A 13,468-nucleotide genomic window follows, 5' to 3' on the forward strand; every position below is an offset into this window, starting at 1 on the left:
CTCAAGCCTTGCCGGGAACGGTCCTGATTACCGTTCCCCATGGGTCTTCGCGGGTCGTTGCCGCTGTCACATTGTCCGACCGCATTTCGACCCACGCGAGTCCGGACCGGGAAGGATCGCGGCGACCGGCGCCGGAGCTCTGCCACGCATTGGCGCCGATGTGGTGGTGGTAGCCGCCCGACGACAGGAACACCGCCGCGCTGCCATATTTCGCCACCGTATCGAAGCCGAACTCCTGGTGCCACCAGGCTTCGGCGTCTTCCGGCCTGCCGACGCGCAGATGAACGTGGCCGATGATGCTGTTGTCCGGGGCGCCCTGCCAACCGGCATCGCCGGTCGGCACTTCGGCGACGACGGACGACATATTCAGCCGTTCGGTCGCCATCGCTACCTTGTCGCCATTCCACTTCCAGTCCTCATGACGGCGGTCGGCATAGATCTCGATGCCGTTGCCTTCAGGATCGGTCAGGTAAAGCGCCTCGCTGACCAGATGGTCGGAAGCGCCCTCAATGCCGATCTTGCTGGCGATGGCGTGGTTGATCCAGCGGCCGAGATCGGCCCGGCTGGGCAGCAGGAAGGCGGTGTGGAACAGGCCGGCGCCGCGCGGATCGTCAGGCCTCGCCGCCGGATCCGGCTCGATGACGAGCAGTGGACGATCGGCGGCGCCCAGCGTGATCGCGCCATCGGCGCGGCTCAATTCCCGCAACCCGACGACCTTGCGATAGTAGGCGGCCAGGCTTTCCGCGTCCCGCGCCCGCAACCCGACGCGGGCAACGCTCACCGGTGTCTTGGCGGCAAAAGGCAATTCGCTCATCGAACTCTCCGTTTGGGCGGCGCTTGACGAAGCTCCCAAGGCCAGGAGCCCGGCGCCACCGATCATTGTACGTCGTGTCAGTGCCAAAATCGCGGTCCTTCACGGCTGTCTTGTTCAAGCGGACAGATCGTCGATCTCGATCGTTCACACAAGATGGCAGGAAGCGAACATGGTGTTCACTATTGTGATCATCGGGCCAAACCTGCTTTGGCTTGGCAGATGATCCTATCCAAAACCGGTTCTCACTTTTTGGGACCATGCGCGGTTGCGTGCGGAGACGCCGCTCGCTACATGCGCGCCATGAAAGTCAAAGATGCAGATATTCTCATCGTGCCGGGCTACACCAATTCCGGCCCGGACCATTGGCAGAGCCGCTGGCAAGCGAAGCTATCGACGGCGCGCCGCGTCGAGCAGGCGGCATGGTCGAAGCCGGTGCGCGAGGATTGGACGGCGAACGTGGCCAAGGCGGTCAACCAGGCCGAGCGGCCGGTCGTCATCGTCGCTCATTCACTCGGCGTCGCCACGGCAATCCAGGCGATGCCGCAGTTTCAGCGCCCGGTGGCCGGAGCCTTCTTCGTGGCGCCTCCCGACGTCGCCAATCCTGGGATTAAACCCAAGCACCTGATGACCTTCGGCCCCTACCCGCGCGAGCCGCTGGCATTTCCTTCGGTGGTGATCGCCAGCCGCAACGACCCGTTCTGCATGTTCGACGTTGCCGAGGACATTGCCGGGGCGTGGGGCTCGCTGTTCATCGACGCTGGCGAGGCCGGCCATCTCAATGCCGATTCCGGCTTCGGGCCGTGGCCTGAAGGTTCGATGACCTTTGCCAAGTTCCTGACGGATCTTTAGGACCCGATCGAATCCTTCACGCTCTGCAGCAGGGTTTTGGCCCCCAGACCGATCAGCGCATGCTCGGAGCCCATGGCCAGCAGCCGGTAGCCCATCGACACCACACGGCCGGCGATGGCCGGCTCGACGACGTAGATCGCGGCATGCTTGCCGGCTTTGCGCGTCCGCTCGGCGATCGAGGCGACGGTGTCCATCATGCTTTCCAGCGTCGAGTTGACGGTGACGCCGTTCGACCAGGCAATCGAGAAATCCGATGGGCCGACGAATATCCCGTCAATGCCCGGCGTATCGAGGATCCCGTCGAGCGCATCAAGGGCGGCGCGCGTCTCGACCATGGCGAACGCCATGGTGCGCTCGTTGCTGTCGCGCAGCCAGTCGGCATGGTCGCCCTTGCCATGACGCGGAAAGGCATAGGTAGGGCCCCAGGAACGCTCGCCGAGCGGCGGGTACTTCATGGCGGCGGCAAACAGCCGCGCGTCCGCCACCGAATTCACCATCGGCGCAATCACCGCCTCGGCGCCGAAATCGAGCGCACGGCTGGCCATGTCGAAGCGACCGACCGGAATGCGCACTAGAGCCGGCTTGTTGGCAGCCAGCACCGGCACAAGGCCGCGCAGCACACTGTCTTCGTGATGTCCGCCATGCTGCATGTCGAGCGTGACGGCATCGAAACCCTGCCTGGCGAGGATTTCCACAGTCAAGGCATCCGGCACGCCGGACCATGCGGTGCATAGCGTTTCATCCGCCGCCAAGCGTGACTTCAGAGACATGGGCGCCTTCCTCATTGGCTCTCGCATCGGCCCGGAAATCGGAATCGTTTCTGGGAAAGACACGCTGCGAAACTCACGGTGTTGGAGCGTTTGCGCGTTCGAATGGACGCACGACGCTCAAATGCAGTTCAACCGGAAACGGCCGCAAAGGCAAAGAAAAACCGCCCGGGTAGACCGGGCGGTCATTGGTCCAGAAAGTCGACTAGGTCGGGAGAAAGATCAGGTGTTCTTGACCTGTTCAATCGCCTGCGCCATCAAATCGTCCATGGTGCGACGAATCTGATGATCCGACTGGTCGACCCCGGCTTCGTCGAAGTCCTTGCGGATCTTGCGGAAAACGTCGTGATCGCCGGCTTCCTCGATGTCGGCGACAACCACCTCTTTGGCGTAGGCATCGGCGTCGGCGCCCGACTTGCCCAGCTTTTCGGCGGCCCACATGCCCAGCGCCTTGTTGCGGCGCGCCGAAGCCTTGAACCGAAGTTCCTCGTCGAATGCGAATTTGCGCTCGAAGCCCTCTTCGCGATCTTTCATGCTGCTCATGGCATCCCTCCGGTCAATTCCGATTCGCTGGTAGTTGAATATGTGTGTTGCGGCAGCACAAACCAAAAGGCCGCAGGCCGGTCAATATGCTACGTCACGTGCTGCGCTGCGGCATTTCATTCCGGAAAGCGGTTGATTGGAAGGATTGCCGATTGAGCAAACTGTGCGATTGGGATAGACACCGGCATTGAACCCTACCGTTGCCGCACTAATTTAGGCAGACGGACAGGAACTGGTCGTTTGCCGCCTGCCCGGAAATCCAGAGAAAAAATCAGATGAAAAATCGCCGCCGCATTTATGAAGGCAAGGCCAAGATCCTCTATGAGGGACCTGAGCCGGGAACGCTGATCCAGTTCTTCAAGGACGACGCGACCGCTTTCAACAAGAAAAAGCACGAAGTCGTCGATGGCAAGGGCGTGCTCAACAACCGCATTTCCGAGCACATCTTCAACCACCTCAACCGGATGGGCATTCCGACCCACTTCATCCGCCGGCTCAACATGCGGGAGCAGCTGATCAAGGAAGTCGAGATCATCCCGCTCGAAGTGGTTGTGCGCAACGTCGCCGCCGGTTCGTTGGCCAAGCGCCTCGGCATCGAGGAAGGCACCGTGCTGCCGCGCTCGATCATCGAGTTCTACTACAAGGCCGACGCGCTCGACGATCCGATGGTGTCGGAGGAGCACATCACGGCTTTCGGATGGGCGAGCCCGCAGGAGATCGACGACATCATGGCGCTCGCCATCCGCGTCAACGACTTCCTCTCCGGCCTGTTCATGGGCGTCGGCATCCAGCTCGTCGACTTCAAGATCGAGTGTGGCCGCCTGTTCGAGGGCGACATGATGCGCATCGTCGTCGCCGACGAGATCTCGCCGGATTCGTGCCGGCTGTGGGACGTGGCGACGCAGGACAAGCTCGACAAGGACCGGTTCCGCCGCGACATGGGCGGGCTGGTCGAAGCCTACCAGGAAGTCGCCCGCCGCCTCGGCATCATGAACGAGAACGAGCCGCCGCGGCCCGCCGGGCCAGTGCTCGTCGCCTCGACCGATGGTGTCAGAGGCAAGCCGCACTGACGTTTGTTGCCGCTCAACACGTTCAACTGGAGCATATTCAGCGTGATCAAGGCCCGCATAACCGTAACCCTCAAGAACGGCGTGCTCGACCCGCAAGGCAAGGCAATCGAACACGCGCTGTCCGGACTGGGTTTCGGTGGCGTCGGCCAGGTGCGGCAAGGCAAGGTCTTCGACGTCGAGCTTGCCGAGAGCGACATGGCAAAGGCCGAGGCTGATTTGAAAGCCATGTGCGACAGGCTTCTGGCGAATACGGTGATTGAGAATTATGCGGTGGAGATCGCTTGAGGTGAAATCAGCCGTCGTCCTACTGCCTGGCCTCAACCGCGACCGCGACATGATCGCGGCGCTGACCAAGATTTCCGGAACGCCGCCGGTCACCGTCTGGCAGACCGATACCGAAATCCCCGATGTCGACCTGATCGCCATCCCCGGCGGCTTTTCCTTCGGCGACTATCTGCGCTGCGGCGCCATCGCAGCGCGCATGCCTGTGATGCGGGCGGTCGCCCAAAAGGCGGCCAAGGGCGTCATGGTCATAGGGGTCTGCAATGGCTTCCAGATCCTGGTCGAGGCCGGCCTCCTGCCGGGCGCCCTGATGCGCAACACATCGCTGAAGTTCGTCTGCCGGCAGGTCAAGCTACAGATTGCCAACGCCAACACGATGTTCACCCGCCGCTATCAGCCGGGCCAGATCATCCGCTCGCCGGTGGCGCATCACGACGGCAATTATTTTGCCGACGCCGAGACGCTTCGCAGGCTCGAAGGCGAAGGCCAGGTCGTGTTCCGTTATGCCGAAGGCACCAATCCCAACGGCTCGATCAACGACATTGCCGGCATCATCAACAGCCAGGGCAATGTGCTGGGCTTGATGCCGCATCCCGAGAACCTGATCGAAGCAGCACATGGCGGCAGCGACGGCCGGGCACTGTTCGAAAGTGCCCTCGGCATCGCCGCTTGATATCTTCAGCATTCATCTTTCGCGAACTTGAAATAGGCGACGCATGAGCCTGAGACAGACGACCGCCCGCCTCGCTCTCGTCGCCACCGCCGGTTTTGTGCTCGCTTCCTGCCAGTCGGGCTCGAAGAACGCGCCGACGCCTTCGGGCAAGAGTGCGTCGCTGCTTGCCATGGAGCAGGTGGCGATCGCCGCCCACAAATGCTGGATCGCCAGCAAGGATGCTGCCTTCAAGCCCTATCAGATGGCCAACGAGCTGAATTCGTTCACCGGCACGCCGCGCTTCCTGCTGGTCCCAGCCAAGCATTATGGTGCAAAGCCGTTGCTGGTCGTGCAGGCGCAAGGCAATTCGAGCCGGGTCGACGTGTTCGGTCCGCTGATGGCCGAACCGCTTGGCGCACGCATAAGCTCGGACATTGCCCGCTGGCGGGCGGGCAATCCGGCCTGCGGCGCGGCCGCATAGGTTGTGAGCCGCTTCCTGCAGATCGCCGGCCTGGTCTTAGGTCTGTCCGCGCTTGTCCTGCAAATATGCATCACCGTTCCGGCATCGATGGAAGCCGGCCGCAGTTTTGTCGGCTCGCTGGTCTTCTACTTCAGCTTCTTCACCATCCTGACCAACATCGGCGCGGTGCTGGTGCATGTTTCGCTGCTGTCACCCGGCGGCTATGCCTGGTTCCCGGTTTTTGCCGGACCGCGGATGCGAGCGGGCGTGGCGGTTGCCATGACCCTGGTCTTCATCGTCTACGCGACGGTTCTGGCACGCCTTTGGCAGCCGCAGGGCCTGTTCCTGCTCTGCAACGTCATGCTGCACTATGTGACGCCGGTTCTGTTCGTGCTGTGGTGGCTTATGGCAGGCGCCGATGGCTCAACGCGATGGCGCGATATTTCCTGGTGGATGGTCTATCCGGTCGCCTACCTGGTCTATGTACTGGCGCGGGCGCCGATATCAGGCGAAGTGCCCTACCCGTTCCTCAACGTCGCCAAGAACGGCACGGCCAGCGTCGCCGTCTCGGCCCTGGTCGTCACCGGGCTTTTTCTCGCGCTATGCATAGTCGCCGTGCTTGCCGACCACGGCGTCTCACGGATCAGGAGCCCCGGCGTCCGCCAAGGCACGAAAAAGACGTCCTGAAACCGGGGCTTCTCAAAGATGCACACAAGCCCTCGGCTTCAATCCCAGAACGGCCTCAGACCCTCACGATGGGCGTCGCAGCGAGAGATACCGATATCCTTGAGCTGATCGTCGGTCATTTCCAGCAATGCCAGCCGGCTGCGCCGGCGATCCAGCAAGCTGCCGATCCGGCTCGCGAGTGACCTGACCCTACGCACCAGGCGATGGACATAGCCCCGCCGGCCCGACGGGCGGGCTCCGAACAATTCAGCTCTCGCATAGTGGATTGACTCGATTGTATCCATTTTCTTGCTACCGAAAATTCGAAATTGTACCTTTTTGTCGCCCAATTCATATGTATTGACTCTCAATTCGGTACAATATAGAAAATTGTCACCATGACAAATTGGCTCCCAGACCTAACCGCCGGCTCCGGTCCTCTCTATCAGAGGCTTGCGGATTCCATTGAAACCGACATCGACCGCGGCGTGATCGCTGCGGGAGCAAAACTGCCGCCGCAGCGCGATTTGGCCTATGACATCGGCACGACTGTCGGCACGGTCGGCCGTGCCTATCAATTGTTGCGCGAGCGGGGTCTGGTGAGCGGCGAAGTCGGGCGCGGAACCTACGTGCTTGGCGAGCACTCGGATGACACCAAGACCAATCTGCTGGAGCCCGACCCGCAGGTGGAAGGCACGCGCTATATCGATGCGCCTCGCGGCAAATTGCGCTTCGACAGCACGGCCGCGCCTGATATCGGCCAGGGTGCCATTGTCGCCGATGTGCTCTCGCGTACGGCGCAGGACCATCCCTACGAGATTTCAAGCTATACGCGGGATTTTCCCGCCCGCTGGTTCGAGGCCGGCAGAAGCTGGCTCTCGCGAAATTCGTTTCGCCCGACACCTGACGGCATCGTTCCGACGCTCGGCACCCATGCAGCGGTGATGGCGGCAATTGCCGCGCTGACCACGCCTGGCGACACTATCGCCTTCGAGCACCTCACCTACTCGCAGATTTCACGCAGCGCAGGCCTGATCGGCCGCCGCACCGCGCTGGTGACGTCGGACGAGGACGGCATCGATCCAGAGGATTTCGAGCGGGTCTGTGCGCAAAAGCACCCGAAAATGATGTTCCTGATGCCGACGGCCAAGAACCCCACATTGGTGACGCTGCCGGCAACGCGACGCGAGGCAATCGCGCGTGTCGCGCGCCAATACAATGTCGTCCTGATCGAGGACGATCTCTATGGCAACCTGACCGACGACCCGACGCCGCTATTGGCCGAATATGCCCCGGAACGGACCATCGTTGCCGGCGGCCTGTCGAAGTCGGTCGCAGCGGGTGTTCGCGGTGGCTGGCTCGCCTGTCCGCCGGCCTTTCGCCACCGGATCCGGATCGCTCACAAGATGCTGACCGGTGGCCTGCCCTTCCTCCTGGCGGAAGTGTGTACCCGGCTGGTTCTGTCCGGCCAGGCCAGCGAGATGCGCAAGCGTAGCATCGTCGAAATCAACGCGCGCATCGCAATCGTGCGCGCGACACTGGCCGGGTTCGACTTCAAGGCGGTGAACAATGTGCCCTTCGTCTGGCTCACCCTGCCTGATCCATGGCTTTCCGGCACCTTCAAGAATGCCTGTCTCGAACATGGCGTGCTCATCGACGACGAGGACGAATTCAAGGCGGGCCGTTCCGAACAGGTTTTCCATGGCGTCCGTTTTGGCGTTTCACAGCCGCAGCGGCGAGAGGACATCGCGGACGGCGTCGGTATAATCCGGCGGCTTCTGGATGAAGGCCGCGCCGGCTACGACAGTTTCTCCTGAGCCGACTTGAAACCGGCGGGTCGCGTAGCGATCTTTCGCCAGTTGCTGCACCCGGCGGCTTTCGATCGTTTTCCTCGCTTGATGGGGTGTATCGGCCTTCGCGCTTGCGATAAGAGGGGACTCGATCCCAAGGATATAAATTGCCGCCCATGACCATTTCCAATTCCGTGCCGATCACTCCTGAACTCATTGCCGCGCACGGGCTGAAGCCCGACGAATATCAGCGCATCCTCGACCTGGTCGGGCGCGAGCCAAGCTTCACCGAGCTCGGCATCTTCTCGGCGATGTGGAACGAGCACTGCTCCTACAAATCCTCGAAAAAGTGGCTGCGCACGCTGCCGACCACCGGGCCGCGGGTCATCCAGGGGCCGGGCGAGAATGCCGGAGTGGTCGATATCGGCGACGGCGACTGCGTCGTCTTCAAGATGGAGAGCCACAACCACCCATCCTACATCGAACCCTATCAGGGGGCTGCGACCGGCGTCGGCGGCATCCTGCGCGATGTCTTCACCATGGGCGCGCGGCCGATCGCGGCGATGAACGCGCTGCGCTTCGGTGCGCCGGACCATCCCAAGACCAGGCACCTGGTTGCCGGTGTCGTTTCCGGCGTCGGCGGCTACGGCAATTCCTTCGGCGTGCCGACGGTCGGCGGCGAGGTCAATTTCGACGCCCGCTACAACGGCAACATCCTGGTCAACGCCTTTGCCGCTGGCCTCGCCAAGACCGACGCGATCTTCCTTTCCGAGGCCAAGGGCGTCGGCCTGCCGGTCGTCTATCTCGGCGCCAAGACCGGCCGCGACGGCGTCGGCGGCGCGACCATGGCCTCGGCCGAGTTCGACGACAAGATCGACGAGAAGCGGCCCACAGTTCAGGTCGGCGACCCGTTCACCGAAAAATGCCTGCTCGAAGCCTGCCTCGAATTGATGGCGTCGGGCGCCGTCATCGCCATCCAGGACATGGGGGCTGCCGGCCTCACCTGCTCGGCGGTCGAAATGGGCGCCAAGGGCGATCTCGGCATTGAGCTCGACCTCGACAAGGTGCCGGTGCGCGAGGAGCGCATGAGCGCCTATGAGATGATGCTGTCGGAGAGCCAGGAGCGCATGCTGATGGTGCTGCGCCCCGAAAAGGAAAAGGAAGCCGAGGCGATCTTCCACAAATGGGGTCTCGACTTCGCCATCGTCGGCAAGACCACCGACGATCTGCGCTTTCGCGTGCTGCACCAGGGCGACGAGGTCGCCGACCTGCCGATCAAGGACCTTGGCGACCAGGCGCCGGAATATGACCGTCCCTGGACCGAGCCGAAGAAGCCGACGCCCCTGGCGGCCAGCGATGCCCCACAAGCGGATGTCGCCGAGGCCTTGCTGAAGCTTCTGGGCGGGCCGGACCTGTCCTCGCGCCGTTGGGTGTGGGAGCAATACGACACGCTGATCCAGGGCAACTCGCTGCAGCTTCCGGGCGGCGACGCCGGCGTGGTGCGCGTCGAGGGTCACCCGACCAAGGCGCTCGCCTTCTCCTCCGACGTGACGCCGCGCTATTGCGAGGCCGACCCTTACGAAGGCGGCAAGCAGGCGGTGGCCGAATGCTGGCGCAACCTTACCGCCACCGGCGCGCTGCCGCTCGCCGCCACCGACAACCTCAATTTCGGCAATCCGGAACGGCCCGAGATCATGGGCCAGTTGGTCGGCGCCGTGAAAGGCATCGGCGACGCCTGCCGCGCACTCGGCTTTCCGATCGTCTCGGGCAATGTCTCGCTCTACAACGAAACCAATGGGCAAGGCATCTTGCCGACTCCGACCATCGGCGGCGTCGGACTGATCGCCGACTGGTCGAAGATGGCGCGGATCGGCTTTGCCGCGGAGGGCCAGATGATCGTGCTGGTCGGTGCGCCGCCCATGTGGGGGACGCATCTGGCCCAGTCGGCCTATATGCGCGACGTTCATGGCCGCACCGACGGCCCGCCACCGCCGGTCGACCTCGATCATGAAAGGCGCGTCGGCGACCATGTGCGCGCCCTGATCGCCTCCGGCGTCGTTACCGCGGCACATGATGTTTCCGATGGCGGCATTGCTGTCGCGCTGGCCGAAATGGCGATGGCGTCCGGCATCGGCGCGACCGTCCCCGGCCTGGTCGGGAGCGACCCGATCCCGGTCTGGTTCGGCGAGGATCAGGGTCGCTATCTCTTGACGCTGTCGATCGATCCGCAGAGTGATGAGTGGGACGCCATTCGCGAACAGCAAAGCAAGCTCGGCATCTTCGCGCCGTGGATCGGCTCGACCGGCGGTAGTGACCTGAAACTCGGTGAGGCACGGGCGATCCCTGTCAGCGAATTGACCGCTGCCCACGAATCCTGGTTTCCTCGCTTCATGGGCAACGAGGTTGTGGACCCGTAATATGATCGAGTGGGGCCGTTTCGGTGTGGTTCATCCGCCATTTCGGACATATCTATGAGATCACGACCTGAACAAGGAATCCTCGTATGGCAATGGACGCGCACGACATCGAACGGCTGATCAAGGAAGGTATTCCGGACGCCAAGGTGACGATTCGCGACCTGGCCGGCGACGGCGACCATTATGCGGCCGAGGTGGTGGCCGAAAGCTTTCGCGGAAAGAGCCGGGTCCAGCAGCATCAGATGGTCTACGACGCGCTGAAGGGCAATATGGGCGGCGTGCTGCACGCGCTCGCTTTGCAGACCAGCGTGCCGGACTAAGCTTCCGCGTCCAACTCCTCGTCACCTTTTCGCCGACACGGCAATGATCGGCCCTGCCGGATAGTTTCCGCCGACGATCATCCTCTCGCCATTCGACAGCGCTGAAACCACGCCGTCGAAGAACAGCGCGTTGGGGCAATGCAGCGCATCGCGGAACAGGCGTGCAAAGCTGCCGAGACTCACCTCCGAGCGCGAGATCGCCAGCACGACCGTGTTTTCGTCACGCACGCCGACGCCATTGCGGACATGGCGTGACGTGCCGTTCGCCTCGAAGCGAGGATGAACCCGCCCGTCGATCACCAGCATCGGGCCGGATTGCGTGGCGAAGGCCACATCCGGCTTTGCGGCGGCATAGGCGTTGGTTTCCACGACCGCCGCCTTGCCGTCCTTCCCAACTAGGAACACGCCATTGGGCTTCAGGAAGAAATTGCCTTCGCCATCGGTGAAATTGAGCGGCGCCGCCTCGTGACCATTTTCGACGAGAAGGCCGACCGGCGACAGATCCTCGTGATACATGCCGGCATTCATGGCGAGCAGCACCGGTCTGCCCTCGCCCGACATTGCCTTGTCGAACTTTTCCAGCGAGCCGAAGGCTTTGCCGTCTGCGCCGGCGTGCAAGACAGCGACGTCGTAGCTGCGAAGATCGATCTCGCAGACGATGTAGGGGACCGCCTCGAAGCTAAAATCCCGACATGGTCCGGGCAATTCGCCGCCGATAGTGAGAGGCTGGCGCGCGGACGGCCTGAGCCACCAGATCAAGGCGAGCGTAACGAGCAGGACACCAATCAGGATTGCCGCGCCGTGTCGTCTTTTCATCGCTTCCCGGGGAAATTACTGGCCGATGCTCTTGGCCCAATATCGGGCCGTCCTTTGCGCCATTTGCTTGACGACGCGGCAAAAGTCTTGTTTCAGGCAACCTATCGGTTTATTTGAAGGGTAATGTTTCGAGCCTGACTCCCGCAGGCGTGAAAGGATTCTCCATGAGCGGTATCAACGACTACATCGACAGCGAAGTGAAGAGCAACGAAGTCGTTCTTTTCATGAAGGGCACGCCCGGTTTCCCGCAATGCGGATTTTCCGGTCAGGTCGTGCAGATCCTCGACTATATCGGGGCCGACTACAAGGGCGTGGACGTGCTGACCTCGGCCGAGCTGCGGCAAGGCATCAAGGAATACTCCAACTGGCCGACGATCCCGCAGCTCTACGTCAAGGGCGAATTCGTCGGCGGCTGCGACATCATCCGCGAGATGTTCCAGGCGGGCGAGCTTCAGACGTTCCTCGTCGAAAAGGGCGTGAGCGTCAAAGGCGCCGCCTGAATTTGTTTGCGCATGATCCTTTCTGAACATCGATTCCGATTTTCGGAGTCATGCGCTAAACGCCGGGCCAGCCCCATCTCGGCAAACTGACCACCTCCCCGGTATCGGGGTACAAGACGAATGAATGCGCCGGCGCGCCGGCGCTTTTTCGTTTGAAGATCGGACTTTGCCCGTGGATCAGCATGCACAAGCGCCGCAACAGGCAAGCACCTTGCCTATTCCGCGCTGGGAATTCATAGCGCTGTGCGCGGCGTTGATGGCGCTCAACTCGCTGGCCATAGACATCATGCTGCCGGCGCTGCAGCAAATCGGCGCATCGCTGGGCGTGGAAAACGAAAACCACCGCCAATATGTGATCGCCGCTTATATTCTGGGCTTTGGCGGCGGACAGCTCTTCTTCGGACCTATCTCGGACCGCTTCGGGCGCCGTGCTCCGCTCGTCGTTGGGCTGGTGATCTATGTCGCAGCGGCGGCAGCGGCGGCAATCGCCCCGACATTCGCCACCCTTATCCTGTGCAGGGTCGTGCAAGGCATCGGCGCCGCGGCCACACGCGTCATCGCCGTCTCAATCGTGCGCGACACGTTCGATGGCCGGCGCATGGCCGAAGTCATGTCGCTGATCTTCATGGTATTCATGGCCATCCCGGTGGTGGCCCCCGGCATCGGCCAGCTCATCATGCTGTTCGCGACCTGGCACGTGATCTTCGTCACCATGGCGGCAGGAGCCCTGATCGTGGCGGCGTGGGCGCTGCTGCGCTTGCCCGAAACGCTGCATCCGGAATATCGCCGGCCGCTGACGGTTTCATCCATCGTCGGCGGTTTCCGCATCGTGCTGACCAACCGCATGGCGCTTTGCTATGCCTTCGCCAGCACTTTTGCCTTCGGCGCGATGTTCGGCTTCATCAACTCGGCGCAGCAGATCTATGTTGGTGTCTTCGGCGTCGGCGAGATGTTCCCAGTGATTTTCGCAGGAATAGCCGGCGTGCTCGCCTTTTCCAACTACCTGAACTCGCGCCTTGTCGGCCGCATCGGCATGCGCCGCTTGTCGCAGAGCGCGCTGCTCTTGTTTCTGGCGATCAGCCTCGCCTGGCTGGTCGTTTCCATACAAATGAAGATGCCGCTCTGGCTTTTCATCACCTTCTTCGCCTGCGCGATGGTCCCGTTCGGCGCACTCGGCGCGAATTTCAACGCGCTCGCCATGGAGCCGCTCGGCCAGCTGGCCGGCACGGCATCGTCCATTCTGGGTTTCATGCAGACCTTCCTCGGCGGCCTGCTCGGCACGCTGATCGGCCAGGCTTTCAACGGTACGGTGACGCCCTTGGCCGCCGGCTTCTGTAGCGTCTCGCTTGGCGCATTGGTGATGGTGCTGATCGCCGAGCGCGGCAAATTCTTCCAGCCGCAGAACCCGCCGGTATAAAGCGCGTCGCGTTTGAACGGATTCGACGCGCTTTAAGCTGTTGTTTTTATGCATGTCGTTATCGCAAAACCGCTGCACACTTTTGCGCGACATGCATTAGAAGCG

The 13,468-nt window shown here is 62.2% G+C and carries 16 protein-coding genes; 11 read left to right on the forward strand and 5 right to left on the reverse strand.

Features of this window, described 5'->3' with window-relative positions:
* Position 1: 1 nt before the first annotated feature.
* Positions 2–814, reverse strand: a complete 813-nt coding sequence (locus AC0NID_RS24040) for a VOC family protein (protein WP_473453076.1) — start codon at positions 812–814, stop codon at positions 2–4.
* 300 nt (positions 815–1,114) lie between these two features.
* Here AC0NID_RS24040 and AC0NID_RS24045 point away from each other — a divergent pair, with 300 nt between their 5' ends.
* Entirely contained in the window at positions 1,115–1,663 is a 549-nt protein-coding gene (locus AC0NID_RS24045; protein WP_473453324.1) for an RBBP9/YdeN family alpha/beta hydrolase, read from the forward strand.
* Here the strand turns inward: AC0NID_RS24045 and AC0NID_RS24050 are convergent.
* Both AC0NID_RS24050 and AC0NID_RS24055 read right to left on the reverse strand, forming a co-directional pair.
* The gene (locus tag AC0NID_RS24050; protein WP_473453075.1) at positions 1,660–2,433 is read right to left on the reverse strand and encodes an HpcH/HpaI aldolase family protein; all 774 of its coding nucleotides are present in this window, start codon (positions 2,431–2,433) and stop codon (positions 1,660–1,662) included. The two genes, AC0NID_RS24045 and AC0NID_RS24050, sit on opposite strands and share 4 nt — an antisense overlap.
* Before the next feature lie 219 nt (positions 2,434–2,652).
* Entirely contained in the window at positions 2,653–2,973 is a 321-nt protein-coding gene (locus AC0NID_RS24055; RefSeq protein ID WP_473453074.1) for a DUF1476 domain-containing protein, read from the reverse strand.
* Between the two features lie 275 nt (positions 2,974–3,248).
* On the opposite strand from AC0NID_RS24055, the gene purC reads away from it, so the two are divergent.
* From purC to AC0NID_RS24080, 5 genes are read left to right on the forward strand one after another with little or no spacing between them, the layout of a single operon-like run.
* Positions 3,249–4,043 carry a phosphoribosylaminoimidazolesuccinocarboxamide synthase gene (gene purC / locus AC0NID_RS24060; protein ID WP_126041403.1) on the forward strand — a complete coding sequence of 265 codons (795 nt, stop codon included), beginning with the start codon at positions 3,249–3,251 and terminating at the stop codon, positions 4,041–4,043.
* Positions 4,044–4,085: 42 nt separating this feature from the next.
* Entirely contained in the window at positions 4,086–4,328 is a 243-nt protein-coding gene (purS, locus tag AC0NID_RS24065; protein WP_473453073.1) for a phosphoribosylformylglycinamidine synthase subunit PurS, read from the forward strand.
* A 1-nt stretch (position 4,329) separates the two neighbouring features.
* A complete protein-coding gene (purQ, locus tag AC0NID_RS24070; RefSeq protein ID WP_473453072.1) occupies positions 4,330–4,998 on the forward strand; it encodes a phosphoribosylformylglycinamidine synthase subunit PurQ in 669 nt (222 codons plus the stop codon).
* Positions 4,999–5,041: 43 nt separating this feature from the next.
* Positions 5,042–5,458, forward strand: a complete 417-nt coding sequence (locus AC0NID_RS24075; RefSeq protein ID WP_473453071.1) for a hypothetical protein — start codon at positions 5,042–5,044, stop codon at positions 5,456–5,458.
* 3 nt (positions 5,459–5,461) lie between these two features.
* Complete coding sequence (locus AC0NID_RS24080) at positions 5,462–6,124, forward strand: Pr6Pr family membrane protein (RefSeq protein ID WP_473453070.1); 663 nt, start codon at positions 5,462–5,464, stop codon at positions 6,122–6,124.
* A gap of 38 nt (positions 6,125–6,162) precedes the next feature.
* On the opposite strand, the gene AC0NID_RS24085 is transcribed toward AC0NID_RS24080, so the two are convergent.
* Positions 6,163–6,408, reverse strand: a complete 246-nt coding sequence (locus AC0NID_RS24085) for a DUF1127 domain-containing protein (protein ID WP_473453069.1) — start codon at positions 6,406–6,408, stop codon at positions 6,163–6,165.
* A 93-nt stretch (positions 6,409–6,501) separates the two neighbouring features.
* Between AC0NID_RS24085 and AC0NID_RS24090 the strand changes: the two genes are divergently transcribed.
* The 3 genes from AC0NID_RS24090 (at position 6,502) to AC0NID_RS24100 (ending at position 10,630) form a co-directional block, all read left to right on the forward strand.
* A complete protein-coding gene (locus tag AC0NID_RS24090) occupies positions 6,502–7,920 on the forward strand; it encodes an aminotransferase-like domain-containing protein (protein WP_473453068.1) in 1,419 nt (472 codons plus the stop codon).
* Between the two features lie 149 nt (positions 7,921–8,069).
* Entirely contained in the window at positions 8,070–10,310 is a 2,241-nt protein-coding gene (purL, locus tag AC0NID_RS24095) for a phosphoribosylformylglycinamidine synthase subunit PurL (RefSeq protein WP_473453067.1), read from the forward strand.
* A gap of 86 nt (positions 10,311–10,396) precedes the next feature.
* On the forward strand, positions 10,397–10,630 hold the full coding sequence (locus AC0NID_RS24100) for a BolA/IbaG family iron-sulfur metabolism protein (RefSeq protein ID WP_023674714.1): 234 nt from the start codon (positions 10,397–10,399) through the stop codon (positions 10,628–10,630).
* A gap of 21 nt (positions 10,631–10,651) precedes the next feature.
* On the opposite strand, the gene AC0NID_RS24105 is transcribed toward AC0NID_RS24100, so the two are convergent.
* Positions 10,652–11,446: a phosphodiester glycosidase family protein gene (locus tag AC0NID_RS24105; protein ID WP_473453066.1), complete on the reverse strand. Its 795-nt coding sequence runs from the start codon at positions 11,444–11,446 to the stop codon at positions 10,652–10,654.
* Positions 11,447–11,610: 164 nt separating this feature from the next.
* On the opposite strand from AC0NID_RS24105, the gene grxD reads away from it, so the two are divergent.
* Together grxD and AC0NID_RS24115 are read left to right on the forward strand one after the other, a co-directional pair.
* Positions 11,611–11,946, forward strand: a complete 336-nt coding sequence (gene grxD, locus AC0NID_RS24110) for a Grx4 family monothiol glutaredoxin (protein WP_473453065.1) — start codon at positions 11,611–11,613, stop codon at positions 11,944–11,946.
* Between the two features lie 172 nt (positions 11,947–12,118).
* Complete coding sequence (locus tag AC0NID_RS24115) at positions 12,119–13,363, forward strand: multidrug effflux MFS transporter (RefSeq protein WP_473453064.1); 1,245 nt, start codon at positions 12,119–12,121, stop codon at positions 13,361–13,363.
* The last annotated feature ends 105 nt before the right edge of the window (positions 13,364–13,468 follow it).

The organism is Mesorhizobium sp. WSM4821 (assembly GCF_055901555.1).